General features: G+C 64.8%; 17 protein-coding genes. 6 read left to right on the top strand and 11 right to left on the bottom strand.

Annotated elements, in window-relative coordinates; genetic code table 11:
• Positions 1–252 precede the first annotated feature (252 nt).
• Entirely contained in the window at positions 253–3093 is a 2841-nt protein-coding gene (gene rapA, locus AC1DKY_RS05340; RefSeq protein ID WP_441602666.1) for an RNA polymerase-associated protein RapA, read from the top strand.
• Between the two features lie 80 nt (positions 3094–3173).
• Here the strand turns inward: rapA and AC1DKY_RS05335 are convergent, their stop codons facing one another.
• From AC1DKY_RS05335 to gloA, 4 genes are all read right to left on the bottom strand, one after another.
• Entirely contained in the window at positions 3174–3866 is a 693-nt protein-coding gene (locus AC1DKY_RS05335; RefSeq protein WP_441602665.1) for an aspartate/glutamate racemase family protein, read from the bottom strand.
• Positions 3867–3910: 44 nt separating this feature from the next.
• On the bottom strand, positions 3911–5281 hold the full coding sequence (locus AC1DKY_RS05330) for an amino acid permease (RefSeq protein WP_441602664.1): 1371 nt from the start codon (positions 5279–5281) through the stop codon (positions 3911–3913).
• A 31-nt stretch (positions 5282–5312) separates the two neighbouring features.
• The gene (locus AC1DKY_RS05325) at positions 5313–5963 is read right to left on the bottom strand and encodes a rhomboid family intramembrane serine protease (protein ID WP_441602663.1); all 651 of its coding nucleotides are present in this window, start codon (positions 5961–5963) and stop codon (positions 5313–5315) included.
• A gap of 265 nt (positions 5964–6228) precedes the next feature.
• Complete coding sequence (gloA, locus tag AC1DKY_RS05320) at positions 6229–6756, bottom strand: lactoylglutathione lyase (protein WP_441602662.1); 528 nt, start codon at positions 6754–6756, stop codon at positions 6229–6231.
• A gap of 99 nt (positions 6757–6855) precedes the next feature.
• On the opposite strand from gloA, the gene AC1DKY_RS05315 reads away from it, so the two are divergent.
• Complete coding sequence (locus tag AC1DKY_RS05315) at positions 6856–7497, top strand: NAD(P)H-binding protein (RefSeq protein WP_441602661.1); 642 nt, start codon at positions 6856–6858, stop codon at positions 7495–7497.
• Positions 7498–7579: 82 nt separating this feature from the next.
• Here the strand turns inward: AC1DKY_RS05315 and AC1DKY_RS05310 are convergent, their stop codons facing one another.
• From AC1DKY_RS05310 to AC1DKY_RS05300, 3 genes are all read right to left on the bottom strand, one after another.
• Complete coding sequence (locus AC1DKY_RS05310; protein ID WP_441602660.1) at positions 7580–8296, bottom strand: C40 family peptidase; 717 nt, start codon at positions 8294–8296, stop codon at positions 7580–7582.
• A gap of 238 nt (positions 8297–8534) precedes the next feature.
• Positions 8535–9263 carry a YggS family pyridoxal phosphate-dependent enzyme gene (locus tag AC1DKY_RS05305; protein ID WP_441602659.1) on the bottom strand — a complete coding sequence of 243 codons (729 nt, stop codon included), beginning with the start codon at positions 9261–9263 and terminating at the stop codon, positions 8535–8537.
• A 106-nt stretch (positions 9264–9369) separates the two neighbouring features.
• Positions 9370–10794, bottom strand: a complete 1425-nt coding sequence (locus tag AC1DKY_RS05300; protein ID WP_441602658.1) for a M20 family metallopeptidase — start codon at positions 10792–10794, stop codon at positions 9370–9372.
• A gap of 202 nt (positions 10795–10996) precedes the next feature.
• On the opposite strand from AC1DKY_RS05300, the gene AC1DKY_RS05295 reads away from it, so the two are divergent.
• From AC1DKY_RS05295 to AC1DKY_RS05280, 4 genes are all read left to right on the top strand, one after another.
• Entirely contained in the window at positions 10997–11362 is a 366-nt protein-coding gene (locus AC1DKY_RS05295; RefSeq protein ID WP_441602657.1) for a ComEA family DNA-binding protein, read from the top strand.
• A gap of 106 nt (positions 11363–11468) precedes the next feature.
• Complete coding sequence (locus tag AC1DKY_RS05290; RefSeq protein ID WP_441602656.1) at positions 11469–11948, top strand: SET domain-containing protein; 480 nt, start codon at positions 11469–11471, stop codon at positions 11946–11948.
• Between the two features lie 5 nt (positions 11949–11953).
• Positions 11954–12493 carry a GNAT family N-acetyltransferase gene (locus AC1DKY_RS05285; RefSeq protein WP_441602655.1) on the top strand — a complete coding sequence of 180 codons (540 nt, stop codon included), beginning with the start codon at positions 11954–11956 and terminating at the stop codon, positions 12491–12493.
• On the top strand, positions 12490–13059 hold the full coding sequence (locus AC1DKY_RS05280; RefSeq protein WP_441602654.1) for a HutD family protein: 570 nt from the start codon (positions 12490–12492) through the stop codon (positions 13057–13059). The genes AC1DKY_RS05285 and AC1DKY_RS05280 overlap by 4 nt, the downstream gene beginning before the upstream one ends.
• 14 nt (positions 13060–13073) lie before the next feature.
• Here the strand turns inward: AC1DKY_RS05280 and AC1DKY_RS05275 are convergent, their stop codons facing one another.
• The 4 genes from AC1DKY_RS05275 to AC1DKY_RS05260 form a co-directional block, all read right to left on the bottom strand.
• Complete coding sequence (locus tag AC1DKY_RS05275; RefSeq protein ID WP_441611106.1) at positions 13074–13976, bottom strand: hypothetical protein; 903 nt, start codon at positions 13974–13976, stop codon at positions 13074–13076.
• A complete protein-coding gene (locus AC1DKY_RS05270; RefSeq protein ID WP_441602652.1) occupies positions 13976–16189 on the bottom strand; it encodes a M1 family metallopeptidase in 2214 nt (737 codons plus the stop codon). Before AC1DKY_RS05270 ends, AC1DKY_RS05275 begins: the two co-directional genes overlap by 1 nt.
• 76 nt (positions 16190–16265) lie before the next feature.
• Positions 16266–17909, bottom strand: coding sequence for a sulfite reductase subunit alpha (locus tag AC1DKY_RS05265; RefSeq protein ID WP_441602651.1), 1644 nt, complete (start codon positions 17907–17909; stop codon positions 16266–16268).
• A complete protein-coding gene (locus AC1DKY_RS05260; protein ID WP_441602650.1) occupies positions 17906–18889 on the bottom strand; it encodes an FAD:protein FMN transferase in 984 nt (327 codons plus the stop codon). The genes AC1DKY_RS05265 and AC1DKY_RS05260 overlap by 4 nt, the downstream gene beginning before the upstream one ends.
• Between the last annotated feature and the right edge of the window lie 4 nt (positions 18890–18893).

The raw sequence follows: 18893 nt of genomic DNA, 5'->3' as shown, positions 1-18893 counted from the left end.
CGGTGCACTCCGTTGACGAATGGCCGGTACGAGAACACCCGACCCGCATGGGCCAACTGTACTCACGAGTTTTGAGGTAACCAGCCAGCAGCCGACGATTGGGGGCATCTTTCCGATAAACGGTCGGCAGCCGCCGCGCATTGGTGACGGCCGTCACTGCGCCATCGAGCAGCAGCCGACGGTTTCGCTAGGCATCGACAACCACTGAGCGGATAATTGGCGGTCCTTGCAACTGGCAGGCCCCTCTCCCTGATGTTTGTTCCCGGTCAACGTTGGATCTCCACCGCCGAGCCCGAGCTTGGCCTCGGCACTGTGCTGCGCGTCGAAGGGCGTGGTGTGCAGGTATTGTTCGCCAAGGCGGGGGTGCTGCGGCCTTACGCGGTCGACTCGGCGCCACTGGTGCGCGCGGAATTCCGCCCTGGCCAGCGCGTGGCCGGCAAGGGCCTGGCCTTTCTGGTTGAACGGGTGGAGATACGTGAAGACCTGCTGGTCTATCGCGGCGAAGGCCGTGAGCTGGAGGAAGGCCAGCTCGACGACGAACAAAGCGTCAGCCAGGCCGATGATCGCCTGATCGGTGGTCGTACCGACCCCGTAGCCCATTTTGAGCTGCGCCTGGAAGGCCTCAAGCGCCGTGCCGAGGCGCGCCGCTCGCCGGCATGGGGCCTGGCCGCCTCGCGCATCGGACTGGTGCCACATCAGTTGCGTGTGGCGGGCATTGCCTCCTCGCGCCGCCCTCCCCGCGTCTTGCTCGCCGATGAGGTCGGCCTGGGCAAGACGATCGAGGCGGGCATGATTATTGCCCGTCAGCTGGCCACGGGGCGCGCTGGCCGCGTGCTGATCCTGCTGCCCGACACGCTGGTCTACCAGTGGTTCGTGGAACTGCTGCGCCGCTTCAACCTCAGCTTCGCCATTTACGACGAAGAGCGTTGCGAGTCGCTGGAACAGGGCGGCGACACCGCCAATCCCTTCGAAGACGAGCAGCTCGTCATCGCCGACTTCAGTTTCCTGGAGCAATCGCCCAAGCGCGCCCAGCAGCTGCTGGAAGCCCGCTGGGACCTGCTGGTGGTGGACGAGGCCCATCACCTGGCCTGGTCGCCCGAAGCCGCCAGCCCGCGCTATACCTTGGTAGATCAGCTCGCCGCGGCCACGCCGGGCGTGATCCTGCTCACCGCGACGCCGGAACAACTGGGCCGCAGCGGCCATTTCGCCCGCTTGCGCCTGCTCGATCCGCAGCGCTATCACGATCTGGACGTCTATCTGTCCGAGTCGGACAAATTCCACAGCTTGTCGAAAGTGGCCGACCGCCTGCTCGACGGCAAGGCGCTCGACGAGCCGCAACTGGCCGCGCTGCGCGAGACCTTTGCGGGCGACGATGCCCTGCAGGCCCGCCTGGCCGATACGACCAAGCCGGAGCATGCACGCGAGATCCTCGCCGCGCTGATCGACCGCCACGGCACCGGCCGCGCCATGTTCCGCAATCGTCGCGCCAGCATCGGCGGTTTTCCCAAGCGCGCGCCGGTATGGCACCTGATCGACAAGGACACGCTGAGCGACGACGCGCGCCAGGCCTTGCTGGGCGAATTCCACGCCGACATCCAGCAACCCTCGCCAGTCATCGAGATCGACTACGGCAACGATCCGCGCATCGACGCGCTGGTCGCCCTGCTAGACGCGCATCCGCAGGACAAGTTCCTGCTGATCTGCCGCAGCCAGGCCAAGGTGCTCGCGCTGGAAGAAGCGCTGCGCACCAAGAGTGGCGTGGGCCTGGCCCGCTTCCATGAAGGCCTGGGCATCGTGCAGCGCGACCGCAATGCGGCGTACTTCGCACAACCCGACGGTGCGCGCCTGCTGCTGTGCTCGGAGATTGGTTCGGAGGGCCGCAACTTCCAGTTCGCTCATCGCCTGGTGCTGTGGGATCTGCCGCTGGATCCGGACCTGCTGGAACAGCGCATCGGCCGCCTCGATCGCATCGGACAGAAGCACGACATCAGCATCCATGTACTTGCTGTCGCCGACAGCGCGCAGCACGTGCTGGCCCGCTGGTATGACGAGGGCGTGGATGCGTTCCGTACCAGTCCCGCCGATGGCCGCGAGCTGCTGCGCCGTTTTGGCGACTCGCTCGCCCGTCTCGCCAGCGAGCACGCGCGCGGCGATGACAATCGCGACCAGGAACTCGAGGTGCTGCTGGCGGAAACACGCGGCGCACACGAGGAAATGGCGGAGCTGATCCGCGATGGCCGCGATCACCTGTTGGAACTCGCTGCCAGCCGCGACCTGCATGCCGATGAACTGGCGCAGGCATTTACTCGCGAAGACAACGACCCGAGCCGCGACGCCTTCATCCAGAGTCTGCTCGAGCGCTTCGGCATTCACGCCGAAGAACTGGGCGGCAAGGTCATGCTGCTCGATCCGCAATACCTCTCCACCGACGCCCTGCCCGGCTTCGCCGAAGGCCCGCAGGCGGTGACGTTCGCCCGTGAGGTGGCGCTCGCGCGCGAAGAACTGCCGCTGCTGCGGCTGGATCATCCGATGGTGTTGGGCGCACTCGACCTGACGCTATCCAACGAGCAAGGCAATGCGGCCTTCCTGGTGGACGATGCATTGCCGGTACGCAGCGCGTTGTTGCAGGCGGTATTCCTTATCGAATGCGTCGCCGACCGCAAGCTGGACGCCGAACGTTTCCTGCCGCCGCAGCCGATCGTGGTGACCATCGATACGCGCCTCATCGAGCGAGCGGATTTCCGCCCGAGCGACATCGGCCTGCGCAAGGCGGCGGACCGCAGCATCGAAGTGGCTCGCTACCGCAAGTTCCTCGCCAAACTGGTGCCGCCGATGCTGGAGAAGGCGGACGCCATCGCGGCCGAGCGTGCCAAGGCGAATGTGGATGAAGCCGTGGCCTTGGCCACCGACACGCTGGATGCCGAACTCTCGCGCCTGCTCGCGTTGCGTGCCGTGAATCCCGCCATCAGCGAGGCTGAAATCGCCGCCGTTGCGGATGAGCGCACCGCCTTGCTGCAGGCGCTGCCGGGGGCGCGTCTTCGACTCGACGCGGTGCGCTTTGTGGTGAGTCCGGACTTCCTCGCCCTGCGCTAACGCGGGGCGAGGAACATCGCATCGCGGCATTTCTGCCGCCCTGCAGCGCCTGCTGCAGGCGGCATCACCTACGCACGCTTCTAACCCAACGCAAAAGCCACGGCCGCTGCGGCGTGCAGCTCAGCCGTATTGAACAACGGCAGCAGGACATCGTCCTGCCGCAGCAGCAAGCCAATCTCGGTGCATCCAAGAATGACGCCTTGCGCACCGTTGATGGCCGCCTCCTCGATGATGGATCGATAGATCTCCCGCGACGCCTCGTTGATCACGCCGGCGCATAGCTCGTCGTAGATGATGCGATGGACGTCCGCACGCTGCGACTTGGACGGCACCACGCAATGCAGATTGAATCGCTCCTGCAGGCGGACGCGGTAGAAGCTCTCCGACATGGTGAACTCGGTGCCCAGCAGCAGAACCGAATGCAGACCCTGGGCGGCGATCGCCGCGCCGGCGGGATCGGCGATATGGATGAATGGCAAGCGGGTCGCACTAGTGATGGCATCCGCCATCTTGTGCATGGTGTTGGTCGCCAGCACGATGCATTCGGCGCCGCCCGCTTCGAGCCGACGCGCTGATGCGGCCAGCGCTGCGCCGGCGGCATCCCAGTCGCCTTCGCGTTGCCAGGTGGCAATCTCCTGGAAATTCAGGCTGTCGAGCAGCAGCCTGGCGGAATACAGCGGCCCGCATCGATCGCGGATGCCGCGATTGATCCACTGGTAGTAAAGCAGGCTGGATTCCCAGCTCATGCCGCCAATCAGTCCGATGGTGCGCACGTGAAGACTCCTGCTGCGCGGGCCCTCGCCCGCCGAGCACGAGTCTAGCTTTGCGCCACCAGCTGCATGCGTCCTTGCACCTGGAACAACCGGTAAGCGATTGCCAGCAGCGCGACCCAGGCCGCTCCGATATAGAGCGCGATGCGCGTATCCGGGCTGACGCCCAGCATCACCACCACAAAACCCAGGAACGCCACGCAGACGATGCCGCTCAGCGGCCACCAGCGCAGCCGGAACGCTGCCGGCGCCTCACCCCGCGCGCGCAACTGACGACGGAAGCTGTAGTGCGCCAGCAGCACCATCGTCCACGTCCACACGGTGTTGAACGAGAGGATCGACATCATCATGCCGAACACTTTGGCCGGCAGCAGATAGTTCAGCAGCACGGCAAGCAACAGCACCGCAAGCGTCACCAGGATCGCGCGCACCGGCACGCCCTGCTCGTTCACTTCGCTCAGCGCCGCCGGCGCCTGCCCCTTGCAGGCCAGGCTGTACAGCATGCGGCTGCCACTGAAGGTGGTGCAATTGAAGCCGGACAGCGCCGCGGTGATCACCACGAAATTGATCAGACCGGCCGCCTGCGGAATGCCGAGCTTGGCAAAGGTGGTGACAAACGGACTGCCGTGTTCGCCAAGACCCGTCCACGGATAGATGGCCATGATCACGAACAGCGCACCCACGTAGAAAATCAGGATGCGCCACAGCACCGAATTCACCGCGCGTGGAATCGTGCGCTCGGGCTGTGCCGCTTCGCCAGCGGCGATACCTACGGTTTCCACACCGCCAAACGAGAACACCACCACCGGCAGCGCCAGCACCATGCCGAGCAAGCCGTGCGGAAACCAGCCGCCGTTCGACCACAGGTTCGACAAGCCGGTGGGCCGTCCGCCATTGCCCCAGCCAACAAAGATGATGCTCAGCCCGCCCACGATCATCGCCAGCACCGTGATCACCTTCACCAGGGTGAACCAGAACTCCATCTCGCCGTAAATCTTCACGGTGAGCAGGTTCAGTCCGCCGATCATCACCACGCTGCCCAGCACCCAGATCCAGCGTGGCCAATCGGGAAACCACTCGTGCATGTACGCGCCCACGGCCGTGGCTTCGGCCATGCCGACGCCGACCATCAGCAGCCAGTAATTCCAGCCGGTGACGAAACCGGCGAAGGGGCCGAGATAACGCTGCGCATACACGCTGAAGGAACCGGCGACCGGATCGCGCACGGTCATCTCGCCCAGCGCGCGCATGATGATGTAGATCATCACGCCGCCGAACAGGTAGGCAAACAACACCGAAGGGCCGGCCAGTTTGATCGCATCGGCGGAGCCGAGGAACAGGCCTGCGCCGATGGCCATGCCGAGCGCCATGAAGGTGATGTGGCGCGGCGTCAGTCGACGCTGGAGATGCTGTGTCATGGAAACTGCCGGAAGACTGCGAGTGCTGCGATCAGCGCCAGAGTTTGCGCTGCGGCTTGATGGGGAGCTTGCCCCGCCAGTACTGGATCAATACAAAACCACCGAGCATGCCGCCCAGGTGCGCAAAATGCGCGATGCCTGCCTGCGTGCCGGTCACGCCCATGTAGAGCTCGGCCAGTCCGTAAAGTGTCACGAACAGCCAGGCGGAAATCGGGATCGGCAGGAAGATCAGGATCATCTTCTCGTGCGGGAACAACATGCCGAACGCCAGCAGGATGCCGAAGATCGCACCCGACGCGCCCAGGGTCGGATAGAAGCCGCCGGTAAACCAGTTCACCACCACCAGCTGCGCCAGCGCGGCGACCACCAGGCAGACGAAGTAATAGACGACGAAGTTGCGCGCACCAAACACGCGCTCGATCTGCCCGCCAAACATGAAGAGCGCCAGCATGTTCGAGAACAGGTGCGTCAGGCTGCCATGCATGAAGGCATAAGTGATCAGCTGCCACGGACGGAAACCTACCGAGACCAGGCCCTGCGCCCCCTGGGCGACCTGGTCCGGGCCCCACGGCCACAGCGCGAAGTAGGTCAGCAGCGTTTCGCCCATGATCTGCTGCAGGAGATACACCGCCACATTGGCGATCAGCAGGTTGCGAGTGACGGGAGGAAGGTCAAACGGCATATCGGGGCGAATCCGCGGGGCAATATTCCCAAGCGTACTGGTAGAGGCCGTGCATCGCCACGGCCAATGGCCATAAAGGGAGCCTCGGAAAACCGCGTACTTGCTCGCCATCCCTGCCAACGCAGGGATCCTGCGCCTTCGCTTCAGGTCCTGAGAGTCACCGGACTCCCGCTTTTGCGGGAATGACGGGGCATTGGGGGTGCCATCAAGGAAGGGAGCACGACGTGATCAAGAACTTCTCCCGACAACAGCAGGACGGCCCAGCTCAGCCGATGAACGCGGCCGGCTGCAGGATCTCGATCCAGTAGTCGTCGGGATCGCGAATAAATGCGATGTGCTTCATGCGTCCATCGCTCAGGCGCTTCTGGAACGTCACGCCCAAGGCCTCGAAGCGGGCGCAGGCTTCTTGCACGTTCGGCACGGAGACGCACAGGTGGCCAAAACCGCGCGGCTCGGCGTTGCCGTGGTGGTAGTGAAACGCCTCGTCGTGCTCGGTGCCGTGGTTGTGGGTCAGCTCCAGCACACCCGGCTGGCCGAGCACCCAGCGCAGGCGGGCGGCATCGTCCTCGGGGATGACCGAGCGATCCGGCGCCAGCACCAGGTACACGATGGTGAAGGCCGCCTCGGCAAAGTCCTGGCGGTGCACCGGCGTGAAGCCCAGTACGCGCGTGTAGAAGTCCAGCGAACGACTCAGATCCTTCACGCGGATCATGGTGTGGTTGAACACGTAGCCGTGGGTGGCGGCCTCGGGCGCATGGACGCCCGGCATGGCAAGCAAGGGGGATAGCGACATCGGGGTTCTTCCGGGGGAAAGCGAATGCTCAACATGGGGTTCAAGCGCAGCCAGGCAAGACTTCGGTCGCCATAACAAACCTCGCCATACAATGTCGCCATGAGCACGCCGCCGCGCCATGTACTGCTTGCCGGTGCCACCGGACTGACCGGGCATAAGCTGCTCGAGCTGTTGCTTGCGGATGACTCGGTGGAGCACGTCTACGCCCCCACGCGTCGGCCATTGGCGCCTCATCCGAAACTCGAGAACCCGGTGGGCATGGTCAGCCACCTGATCGCGCAGTTGCACGGACAAGCCGACACGGTGTTCTGTTGCCTGGGCACCACCATCGGCCAGGCCGGATCCCGCGAGGCGTTCCGCATGGTCGATTACGACCTCCCGCTATCGCTCGCCAAGCATGCGCATGCGCTTGGCGCCAGCCACTATCTGGTGATCAGCGCGCTGGGCGCGGATCCGACCTCGCGCTTGTTCTACAACCGCACCAAGGGCGAGTTGGAAGTAGCCTTGCAGAAACAGGAATGGCCGCGACTCACCATCGTGCGTCCATCGCTGCTGCTGGGTTCGCGCCATAAGCCACGCATGGGCGAAGTATTCGCCGCGCCCTTCTCGCGCGTACTGCCAGGACGCTGGCGCGGCATCTCGGCCGGCACGGTGGCCACCGCCATGTGGCGGCTGGCCAAGGCACCGGGTGGCGGCCTGCGCATCGTGGCGTCCGACGAACTGCAGCAACTAGGCGGCTGAAACTTGTATTGCCCGCAGCGGGAAACGTCGCATAAAAAAAGGCCGCCCATGAGGCGGCCTTTGACTGACGGTGACGTCCAAATTAGCTGCGAGCCAGCGCACCCGGGCGCTTGGCGCCAGCGAAACGCTGCGCCCAGTAAGACTGGTCCAGGCTGTCCACGCGCACGGTCTTGCCGCGCGAGGGCGAATGGATGAACTGGCCGTTGGCGATATAGATGCCCACATGCGACACGCGGCCCTGGCCACGCTTGCCGGCGGTGCGGAAGAACACCAGGTCGCCCGGCTTCATGTCGCCGCGATTGACGTTGAGGCCAGCCACGAACTGCGAAGCGGAGTTGGTCGGCAGCTCGAGGCCGACGGCATGGGCGAACACGTAGCGGACGAAGCCGCTGCAATCAAAGCCGGTGGACGGATCATGACCGCCGCGCACGTAACGGATGTCACGCAGCTGCATGGCCATGCCGATCAGGGTCTTGCGCAGGTCGGAGGTGTCGTTGGCCAGCGCGGCGACAGCGTTGACGCCGCTGTCCGGCATGCCGTCGCCATCGGCGTCGTCGTCATCGCCCAGGGCACCGGTGGTGCCGGCCGAGGCCTTGGCAGCGGCTTGGGCGGGAGCGGCGGACTGGGCAAGCATGGCTGCCGGCGAGAACAACGACAGCTGGCCCATCAGATTCGGTGTCACGGTAGCCGACGTCGGCGTGGAAGCCGGAGTGGCGGTCAGCGGTTCAGCAAAAAGCGGAAGGGAAGTAAGCAGTGCACCAGCAAGCGCAGCAGCGGCGAAAATTCGCTTTGTTCGCATGTGGGACACATCCCTTTGCAGTTCGTGGAAATCGCCGTCGTCAGGTCAACGGGCCGTGATCGAGGCGTGAACTTAGCAAAGGGATCTAGATCGTTTGTTCGGATGGGGTTAACTGTACCCTGTCGTTTCGAAACCTGGCACGGCCTATGCTTGGGGTGTGCCGCGTGATAAGTGACTGATTTATCGGTGAAAGCTGTGTCAAATTGGTTACATATTGACCAATTAGTGAACCAAATGTTCAGTTCGGTACCGTATGTTTTGTGAGCTGTCTCACACCGAAAATCGCCGTACCGAGCCGGATTTCGGTCGCGCCCTCGGCAATGGCGAGCGCGAAGTCGCCGCTCATCCCCATGGAAAGTCGAGCCAAATCATGGCCCTGGTCCAATCCGGCCGCACGCAGCTGGCGTAACTGGCGGAAGCAGGCGCGAACGGCCGCGGCATCGTCCGACTGGACGGCCAACGTCATAAGACCTCGCACCTTCAGACGGTCATAGGCGCGCAGGGCGTCCAGCAAGCCGGGCAGCTGATCGGGCGGCAGGCCGTGCTTGCTGTCTTCCGGCGAGGTCTTCACCTCGATCAGCACGTCGACGACGCGATCCTCGATCTCCAGGCGCCTTTGCAGAGCGTCGGCCAGCTCCAGCCGATCCAGCGACTGCACTTCGCTGGCCAGGCGGGCTACATCCTTAGCCTTATTGGTTTGGAGATGGCCGATCACCACCCACTCGATGCGCTCGCCCGCCAGCGCTTCGGCCTTGCTGCGAATCTCCTGCACCTTGTTCTCGCCGAAGCGATGCAGGCCCAGCGCCAGGGCGGCACGCACCACCTCCGGGCCGAACGTCTTGCTCACCGGCAGGATCGACACTTCGCCGGGATCACGCCCCGCCGCACGGCACGCCGCGTCGACGCGCTCGCGCACGGACGCCCAGTTCTCGGCGAGATAGGAAAGCTCGTTGCTGGAATCAGACATCGCTGAAAACCCTGCCAGAGACCGCACGGGCTTGCGTCCGGCTGCTGCCGGCGTCCTGCGCAGTCGGTTGCGTCGCCCCGGCATCGCGCCGGGGCGACGATCACGTTCAGGCCTTGGCGCCCTGCGCGTAGTGATGAGCCACCACGTCGGCCACCACCATCGACACCTTCTTGCCGGTGGGGATGTGCAGGAATTCGTTCGGGCCGTGCGCATTGGAGTGCGGGCCAAGCACGCCAGTGATCAGGAATTGCGCCTTGGGGAATTTCTCGCCCAACATGCCCATGAAGGGAATGCTGCCGCCCTCGCCCATATAGGCCGCCGGTGCGCCGAAATACGTTTCCGAGGCCTTGGCCACCGCTTCTTCCAGCCACGCCGACAGCTGCGGCGCATTCCAGCCGCTGCCGTCTTTCTCGAGCTTGAAGCTGACCTTGGCGCCGTACGGCGGATCCTTTTCCAGCAGCTGCTTCACCAGCTGACCCGCTTTCGCACCGGACAATGTCGGCGGCACACGCAGGCTGAGCTTCACCGAGGTCTTGGGACGCAGCACGTTGCCTGCGCTTTCCAGCGGCGGCATGCCATCCACGCCGGTGACCGCCAGCTGCGGACGCCAGGTGCGGTTGAGCACCAGCTCGGTGAGGTCTTCGGTGACCGGGTGCATGCCGGCCACAAAGGGGAACTTGTCGTAGATTGCCGTGCCCAGCACTTCGGCCGATTTCTTGGCCTGGTCGATGCGCTGCTGCGGGATGTCGACGTACAGCTCCTTGGGCTTGATCGCGCCGGTTTGCGGATCTTCCAGTCGGCTCAGCAGCTCGCGCAGGATGCGGAAGCTGGAGGGCACCACGCCGGACGCATCGCCCGAATGCACGCCCTCTTCCAGCACCTGCACGGTCAGCTCGCCACCGGTCATGCCGCGCAGCGAGGTGGTCAGCCACAACTGGTCGTAGTTGCCGCAGCCCGAATCCAGGCACACCACCAGCGACGGGTTGCCGATGCGGTCGGCGAGGTGATCGACGTAGTACGGCAGGTCGTAGCTGCCCGACTCTTCGCAGGCTTCGATCAGCACCACGCAGCGCGCATGGGGCACGCCCTGCTCCTGCAGCGCCAGCAGTGCGGCGAGAGAACCGAAGATGGCGTAGCCGTCGTCGGCGCCGCCACGGCCGTAGAGCTTGTCGCCTTTCAACACGGGCGTCCACGGACCCAGGCCTTCGGCCCAGCCGGTCATTTCCGGCTGCTTGTCCAGATGGCCGTACAGCACGACGGTGTCATCGCCCGTGCCCGGCACTTCGATGTAGATGAGCGGCGTACGGCCTTCCAGGCGCACCACTTCGAGCGTGGCGCCCGGCAGCGCGGAGAGCTTGCTGCGCGCCCACGTCTCCATCAGCTTCACGGCCGCATCCATGTAGCCGTGCTCCACCCACTTGGGATCGAACATGGGCGACTTGTTCGGAATGCGGATGTACTCGACCAGCTGCGGCACGATCTCGTCATCCCACAGTCCGCTGATGTAACGGTTGAGGCGAGCGGTATCCATGGACGACTCCTACAGCGTGGGAAAAGGCCGTCATTGTATCAGCACGTGCGAGAGGGGCCTGGCGTATCGACAAGCGCCCACGCGTCGTGACGGGCGATACCAGGTCACCCATTCCGCCGCTGCCGACAGCCACCAGCGCGGCGGCTGGGCACAGTCCTCGGGCGGCCACGAGAGGGCCGCATCCACCAAGGGAGGAGTGACCATGATCAAGCAGATCGCAGCAGCACTGTTGGTTCTTGCGCTGGCATGGCCGGCATTCGCCGCCACGCCCGTCAATGTCAATACGGCCGATGCCGCCACGCTGTCCAACTCGCTGGACGGGATCGGCCCGTCGAAGGCCAAGGCCATCGTGGCCTACCGCGAAGAACACGGCCCCTTCAAGACAGTCGCCGACCTGTCCCATGTCAAAGGGGTGGGACCCGCCACGCTGGAGCGCAACCGCAGCGCCATCCTGTTGACCGGCTCCGGTTCCTCGCCGGCACCCGCCGCGAAACTCGCCGCAAAGCCCGCCGCAGCAGCCGTCCCAGCCAAGGCAGCGCCCAAGGCGGCCAAGGGCGGCGGGCAATAACCAAACTGTGTCAACCACTTAAGTACACCAATCGCATTCGGCCGGTATGGAAACCCCGGCCGGATGCGCCTACACTCGCCCGCCTTGCCATCGGCATTGGGCTGTCATGATTGTTCCGCGTTATCGCATCGCCGCGTCGAACATCGCCGGCGCGGGCCAGGGGTTGTTCCTATTAGAGGACGTGTCAGCCGGGCAGATCGTCACGGCCCCGGACGCGATCGACCGCACGTATCGCTACGACGAACTGACTGGCTCGCCCGAGCTTTCGGCCCAGCTGTACGCGAGTGCGCGCTGGTTCGAGGACCGCTATACGGTCTCTCCGGACTGGCCGGACGAGTGCTATCTCAATCACAGCTTCGAGCCCACCGGGCTGTGGCATCTGGGCTTCGTGTTCGCGGCGGGCGATTTGCCTGCCGGCACGGAGATCACCGTGGACTACCGGCACCTGTTGCCGCCGGGTGAGGAAGAGGCTTTCACGGACGCGGCCACCGGACAGCCTATTGTTGGCCTGTCATGGACCGAAAGCCTACGGATGAGCACTCACGCATTGGCGGCCCTGCTCGATGGCACCCGACTTGCTTGCTGAAGATCATGATCGACATACCTGTTATTGAAACGGCGCGCCTGCGCCTTACCGCCCTCGCCGAACGGCATTTCGACGACTACGCCGCGATGCTCGCCGACCCCGCCAGCACCCGCTGGATCGGCGACGGCCAGCCGCTGGACCGCACCAACGCCTGGCGTTCGCTCGCCATGCTGATCGGCCACTGGCATCTGCGCGGCTACGGCATGTGGGCGCTGGAGCTGAAGGACACCGGCGAATTCATCGGTCGTGCCGGCCTGATGCGCCCTGAAGGTTGGCCGGACCTGGAACTGGGCTGGATGCTCAAGCCGGACTTCCGCCACCATGGCTACGCCACCGAAGCAGGCAGCGCCATTCTGGATTTCGCCTGGCACGCCCTGGGCTCGCCGCGCGTCATCAGCCTGGTGAAGATCGGCAACGAAGCTTCCGACCGCGTGGCCGAACGGCTGGGCGGCGAGCACATCGACGATATGGATTTCTTTGGCGCCCACAACCACGTGTTCGCCTATTACCCGCCCTGCACCGAAAAGCGTCGCGCCTGGGCATGAGCCAGCTGCAGCGGCTGTCCATGGAAGGTCTCCATGGCGCGCCCTGCGCCAAGGGCACGGCAGTCATCACCCCGATTGCCTGCGGACCGGACGACGAGGCCTGGCAGTGGCAAATGACCCTGATCGGGATGGAGCAGGAGGTCGATTTTCCAGCACATGCTGACCTGCGCCGGCACTTCGTGCCGCTGGACGCCCCGGTGGACATCGCCTTCCCCGATGGCCGCACCCAGCACGTCACCCGCTTCCAGATCGCCCAGTTCGACCAGAGCAACGACCCGCAGGCCTGCCTGCCGACCGCGCCGACCCGCACGTTCAACCTCAAGCTGCGAGGCGAGGCCCAGGGCGAGCTGATGGCCCGGCCCTTGAATGGCGCCATGGTGCTGCTGGCGCCCAACGGCTGGCGCTGGTTTCTGCTGTTGCTGTCCGGCCGCGCCAAGGTGATCGCCGATCACCGCTCGCAATCGCTGGAAGCCAACGACATGATGTGGATCGACCCGATCCCCGGTCACCCGGTACGCATCGAAGGTGGCGGCGAAATCGTGCTGGCGCGATTGCCTGCCGCCTGATTCATTCCTGGGTACTAGAGGCCCGACCGCCGACCCAGGCCCAGCGAGCGTCCCACATCGGCCAGCGCGAACAGGCGCGCGATGCGCATCCAGCCCAAGGCCGCCACGATGAGCTGGCTGAGCAGGAAGCCCCACAGCAAGCCCGACGCACCGACCGACACGGTGTGTATGCGGGCCAGGCCCAAGGCAAGCGCCATGGCGAAACCGATGGCGGTCAGCAGCAGGTAGACCAATAGCGTCGACACCGGTCGACGCAGCAGCTGCAGGAGGCCGCGCAGCATGGCGATCGACGCCGAACGCAATCCGACGTCGGCGATGAACGAGGCGCGCGCGGATTCCACCCAGGCCTGCGCTAGCACAACCACGACACCTGCTGCCCACCAGGCCACGTGTTGCGCGGTATCGGCCTGCGATTGAAGCGTGGCGAAATCGCCGCGATCGTCGGCGCGGTCCAGGCCCATCTGCACGAGCAGGCCAGCGAGCGCATAGGGCAGCACCGACCAGAGCATCAGCCGGAGCATGCGGCCGTATTCGACCAGTCCACCCTGCAAAAGCTGGGCAAATCCCAGCGTGCGCCCCGCCCGGCCGCTGGCCACCACCATGCCATTTAGCCACGGCAGCCACAGCAACATGAGCAAGCCGCTGGCCAGCCCCGCGCCATGCAACGTGGCGTGCTCGCGCGACAAGGCCACGGCCACATCGCTGAACATCAGGCCGTCGAACTGGCGCGCCCACTCATGTGTATGCGTGGAGCGGTCGAGCAAGCTACCGAGTGCCTGCAGCAAAGGGAGCGCCGCCACCAAAGTGGCGATCAACGTCGCCAGCAGCCACAGCAGCAACAAGCGCCACTGCAATGCGGCAAGCGGCGCCAGCGCCACGGCGCCCATATCGACACGACGAGCACTCTTGTAGGCCATCACAGCGTCACCAGGCATGCGTACAGCGACTGCAACAGTGCCGCGAGATCAGCCGTCCAGCGGCGCGAGGCCGAGGCGTCGGCCTTCACTGTGCGACTGTCATTGAGCTTGTTCTCGTCGAGCAGGATCTTATGCTCGGGATCGAGCTCGGCGGAGATCACCGCTGCCTCGCCGGTGAACACAAAGCGCTTCCAGCGGCGATCGTCGTCCCATGGAACGTCGACATGCGAACCGCCCGCAAACGTCACGCGCAGCAACTGCGGTACGGCGGCACCTTCACGCACTACCGTCACCGTACTGCGCACTTGATACGGACCATCCTCGTGCTTGCCGGCGTTGGGATGCGACTTCTTCCAGGCATCGCGCTTCTTCTCGACCTCGTCGTCGCGATCATCGGCGGTGAGCTCGGTACGCTGGCCATCCTTCATCCAGCTGCCCGCCTCGGGCAGTACTTTCATGGTGTCGATCGATGTCACGCGATCGTCGATACGCGCCGTGCCGTAGACGTACTGATCGAAGATCTCGTTGACCGCACGCGCGTTGCCGGAGACATCGATCAAGGTGGCGCGCAAGTCTGCCGCGGAGGGATGACGGAAGTGCCAGCGCCGATAGTATTCGCGCATGGCGCGTGCCATCACGTCCTTGCCCAGGCGCTCCTCCAGATCGTGCATGGCGGTGGCGGTGCGCGAATACACCGTGCCGTAGCTCGAACTGGAGTAACGATCCCAGCTGTTCTGTCCCAGCGGATCGAACGGATGCTGCAGCCCCGCGTCGAGTCGCTCAAACGTGAAGACGTCCATCGATGGCGTGATGCCGGCGCGCCGCAACCATGAGCTCGGCGTCAGCACGCGCTGGTTGCGTTCGCGCAGCATGCGTTCGTCCCAGTACTCGTTGATGCCTTCGTCCAGCATCGGCTCTTCGAATTCATTGGAGGCGAGCAGGCCGTAGAAGTAACCGTGGCCGAATTCGTGGATGGTCACGAAGTCGATATTCCACTGGTCCATGGTGTCTTTGTCGATCGTCTTGTCGCCTTCGGCGGTGAAGAAGGTCGGGTACTCCATGCCACCGGCTTCTTCCGCATTGAATGGCGGCACCACCGCGGTAACCGTGCGATACGGGTATGGCCCCAACGTCTCGGAAAAATAACTCAGCGAATCCAGCGTGGCCTTGAGCACAGGTTGCGCGCTGGCCACGTACTCGGGCGGATAAATCACGCGCACCGCCACGTTCGGGCTGCCCGGGCCCTGCCAGCTGCCATCGAGCGTGCGGAAGCCCTTGGCGGCCACCCAGGCGAAATCGTGCACGTCGCCCTGCACAAAGTGATAGGTCGTCTTGCCATTTTGTTCGGAAGGTTCGTCCTTCTGCGCGCCCACCGCCCCCACGGTGTAATCGGAGGGCACAGTGAGGCGCACGTCGTAGCTGCCGAAGTCGGCGTAGAACTCGCTGTTGAAGTGGAACTCGTGCACGTTCCATTGCACTTGCGTCGCGCCACGCTCGCCTGGCAGTTCGAGCACGCCGATCTTGGGAAACCACTGCGCCACCAGGTTGAAGTTGCCCCACCAGCCGGTACGTTCGATCACGCGCGGCAATTGGCTGACGAAATCGATATCCAGCGTGAGCGTGCCGCCGGCCGGCACGGGCTCGGCAAGATCGATCGCGGCCACGGTCTGGTCCGTGGCGGGGCCATCATCGGGATGCACGAAACGCCACTTCAGTGCAGCATTGCCCTGCTGCACGGTCTTGAGGTCCATCCAGCCCCATTCGCCTTTCTTCGGCGCTGCCTCGCCGCGCGAATGGCCATGCGCGGTAAGCACGCTGCGCTCGGTGAAGAAGGTACTGCCTTCGTTCTGGAAGGCATTGAGATAGAGATGCAGGTAGATGCGATTGACCGGCTGGCTGCTGCGGTTGCGCCAGGTCAGTTGCTCGCTGCCGGTGATGCTGTGCCTGGCTGCGTCCAGTTCGGCATCGATGCGATAAGCGACCACGCGATCGGATAAGGTCGCCTCTTTGCCTGTGCGCACACCACCCCACGCATCGGGCGCGCTAGCCTCACGCGGCGCATCAGCTTGAGGCTTGGCGAGCGGGATCACCGCTGGCGCAATCGGCGTACCGGGCGCCGGAACCGGCGCGTCCTGTGCAGAGGCCAGCGACGACAACGCCAGGCAGACCAGCGCCAAACCATGGCGCAGCGCGTGTTCCATCCGTGTTCCCATGTAACCCTCCCCCGAAGGAACGCCCAGCCTGCGGCATTCGCGCATGGCGCTCCTATAGGCCAAAGGTCACGGCAACTCAATAGACGTCGCGTCGGTAACGCCCGGCCTCGCGCAGTTGTTCGACCATGGCCTCGCCCAAGGCTTCGCGCAACACCGTGTCTACGCCGGGCGCCATGCCTGCGAGGCTGCCACACACATAAATCGCGGCGCCCTGTTCCACCCACTGACGCAACAGATCGCTCGATTCACGCAGGCGGTCTTGCACGTACACGCGCGAGATGCCTTCGCGAGACCATGCAAGATCGAGCCGTTCGATCGAGCCTTGCTGCTGCCATCGCAAGATCTCGTCGCGATGGTAGAAGTCGCGGGCATACTCGCGCTCGCCGAACAGCAACCAGTTGCGGTGCCGTCCTGCCTCGATGCGCGTCTTGAGCAACGCCCGCAGACCTGCCAGCCCCGTGCCATTGCCGATAAGCACGAGCGGGCGGTCGTCGACAGGCGCGTGGAACCCCGGGTTGGCGCGAATGCGCAGTCCGATATCACCGCCCAGCTGCGCGTGTTGGGTGAGCCAGCCCGAGCCGATGCCGGGCGAGCCATCCTTGCGCTGCATGCGCCGAACGAGCAGATGCACCGTGCCGTCCGATGGCACCGACGCAATGGAATATTCGCGATGCGGCAGCGGCTGCAGCGCCGCCACCAGCTCAGCTGGGGTGGTAAGCGATGCTTCGCTGCCTTCCGGCCAGTGACTGGCTGCCAGCCATTCGCGCAACGATGCGTGGCGTCCTTCGTGTTCGACCGATGCATCGCCGTCGAGTCCGTGCGTTGCCAACCACTGCTCCACCTCGGCCGCCGCGTGTCGCGGACCGATCTCCACCAGATCGCCGGCCTGCCATGTCGCCTGCCCTGTGTGCGGACGCAGCGCCAGATGGAAACACGGGTCACCCTGGCTCGCTGGATTGAGCAGCACGCGCTCGACCAGTTGCCAGCGTTGATAGTCCGGCTGCTGCCAGTCCGGCAGTTCGGCGGCGCCGGAGAGCAGCGCGAGATGGTGCTGCCAATGACGCAACGCTGACGGGTCGCCATTGTCTACTTCCACCGGATCGAACAGCGGTCTGGCACGGCTCTGCTGCAGCCAGTGCTGCAGCGCGCGGCCAAATCCGCAGAAATCGTCGTAGTCACTGTCACCGAGCGCGAGCAGGCCGTATTGCAGCGCTGGCAATGCTTGCGGGCTACGCATGCACTGAGTGACAAAGCGGGCCGCGCTATCGGGTGCATCCCCTTCGCCCGTCGTGCTCACCACGAACAACACGCGTTCTTCCTGCGATAGCGCAGCCACATCCAGTTGCCCAAGCTCGGTCAGTCGCACGGATGCGCCAGCCTGCTGGAGACTTTGCGCCGTCTGCAGCGCCCACTGCTCCGCCGTGCCGGTCTGGCTGGCAAAGGCGATGAGGATGGAATCACTCTGCGATGCGTTGACGGACGACACGCGTTCCGTCTGCCGTTGCGCGGCGCGCCGCCGATAGACCGCCAGCCAGGCGGTGAATCCTGCCCATGCCAGCAGTACGGCGAACGCACTGAGCCAACGCGTTGCACCTGGGTCGTGCCATTCCCATTCGCGCCGATGCAAGCCCATGAGCCCGATGACCAGGAGCGCCAGCAACGTGCAAAGGAGCACATTGCCCCAGGCGGGACGAGTCGACATGGCGGAAGGCGTGTTCATGAGGCCAGCGCAGCCTGGAACGCGGGCGACAGGTGTTCTTCCATGCCATGTGCGCCATGCACGATAAACATCACGGCGAGACCGCGCTCGGTGGCATACGTCAGCCCTTGTTCCGGCCCCAGTACCGTCATCAGCGTCCCGAGGGGATCCGCTTGCATCGCATCGTTGGCCAGCACGCTGACCGAGGCGACGGCGTGCGGCACGGGCCAACCGGTGCGCGGATCCACGTGATGCGAATAAGTCACGCCATCGGCCGTGAATTGGCGGCGATAGTCGCCCGATGTGGCGATGGCCCTGCCCGTGAGGCAGACCACCTGGCTGAGCTGGTCGGCATGCTGCACGGCGCCGGCGGCAGCGCCGGGACGTTCGATGCCGATGCGCCACGGCGATCCATCCGGTTTCCTGCCCTTGCCTTTCAATTCGCCGCCGACTTCGACCAGCCACGCGTCGATGCCGGCAGCGTCGAGACTGCGGCCGACCAGGTCGACGCTGTAGCCCTTGGCCACCGACGAAAGATCGAGATAGACGCCGCCGGGTTGATAGAGGCTATGGGTAGCGGCGTCCAGCTTGATCCGCCACCAGCCGATGCGTTCGCGCGCCGCGTCGATCGCCTCGCGCGACGGCGGTGCTTGCCGTGCGGCGTCGGGGCCGAAGCCCCAAAGATTCACCAGCGGTCCGACCGTGGGGTCGTACGCACCATCGCTAATACGTGCGAGCTCGAGCGCATGCTGCGCTACTTCGTAGCACTCGGCCGGCAACACATGCCAGGTGCCCGCCGGCGCCGCGTTGAAACGCGACAGCGGCGAGCTGGGCTTGTAGGTGCTCATCTGCCCATCGACCAGATCGAGCACGGCCTGGATGGTCTTGCTCCGCGATGCCAGCGACAACTGTGCCGGCATCACCGCGCGCACCGACCAGAACGTGCCCATGGTCTCGCCTTGCACGGATTGCACCACCAGTTCGCTCACCGATGCACCCATGGCT

The sequence above is a fragment of the Dyella sp. 01N448 genome (assembly GCF_056399225.1).
This window is presented reverse-complemented; position numbering and strand designations above follow the sequence as displayed.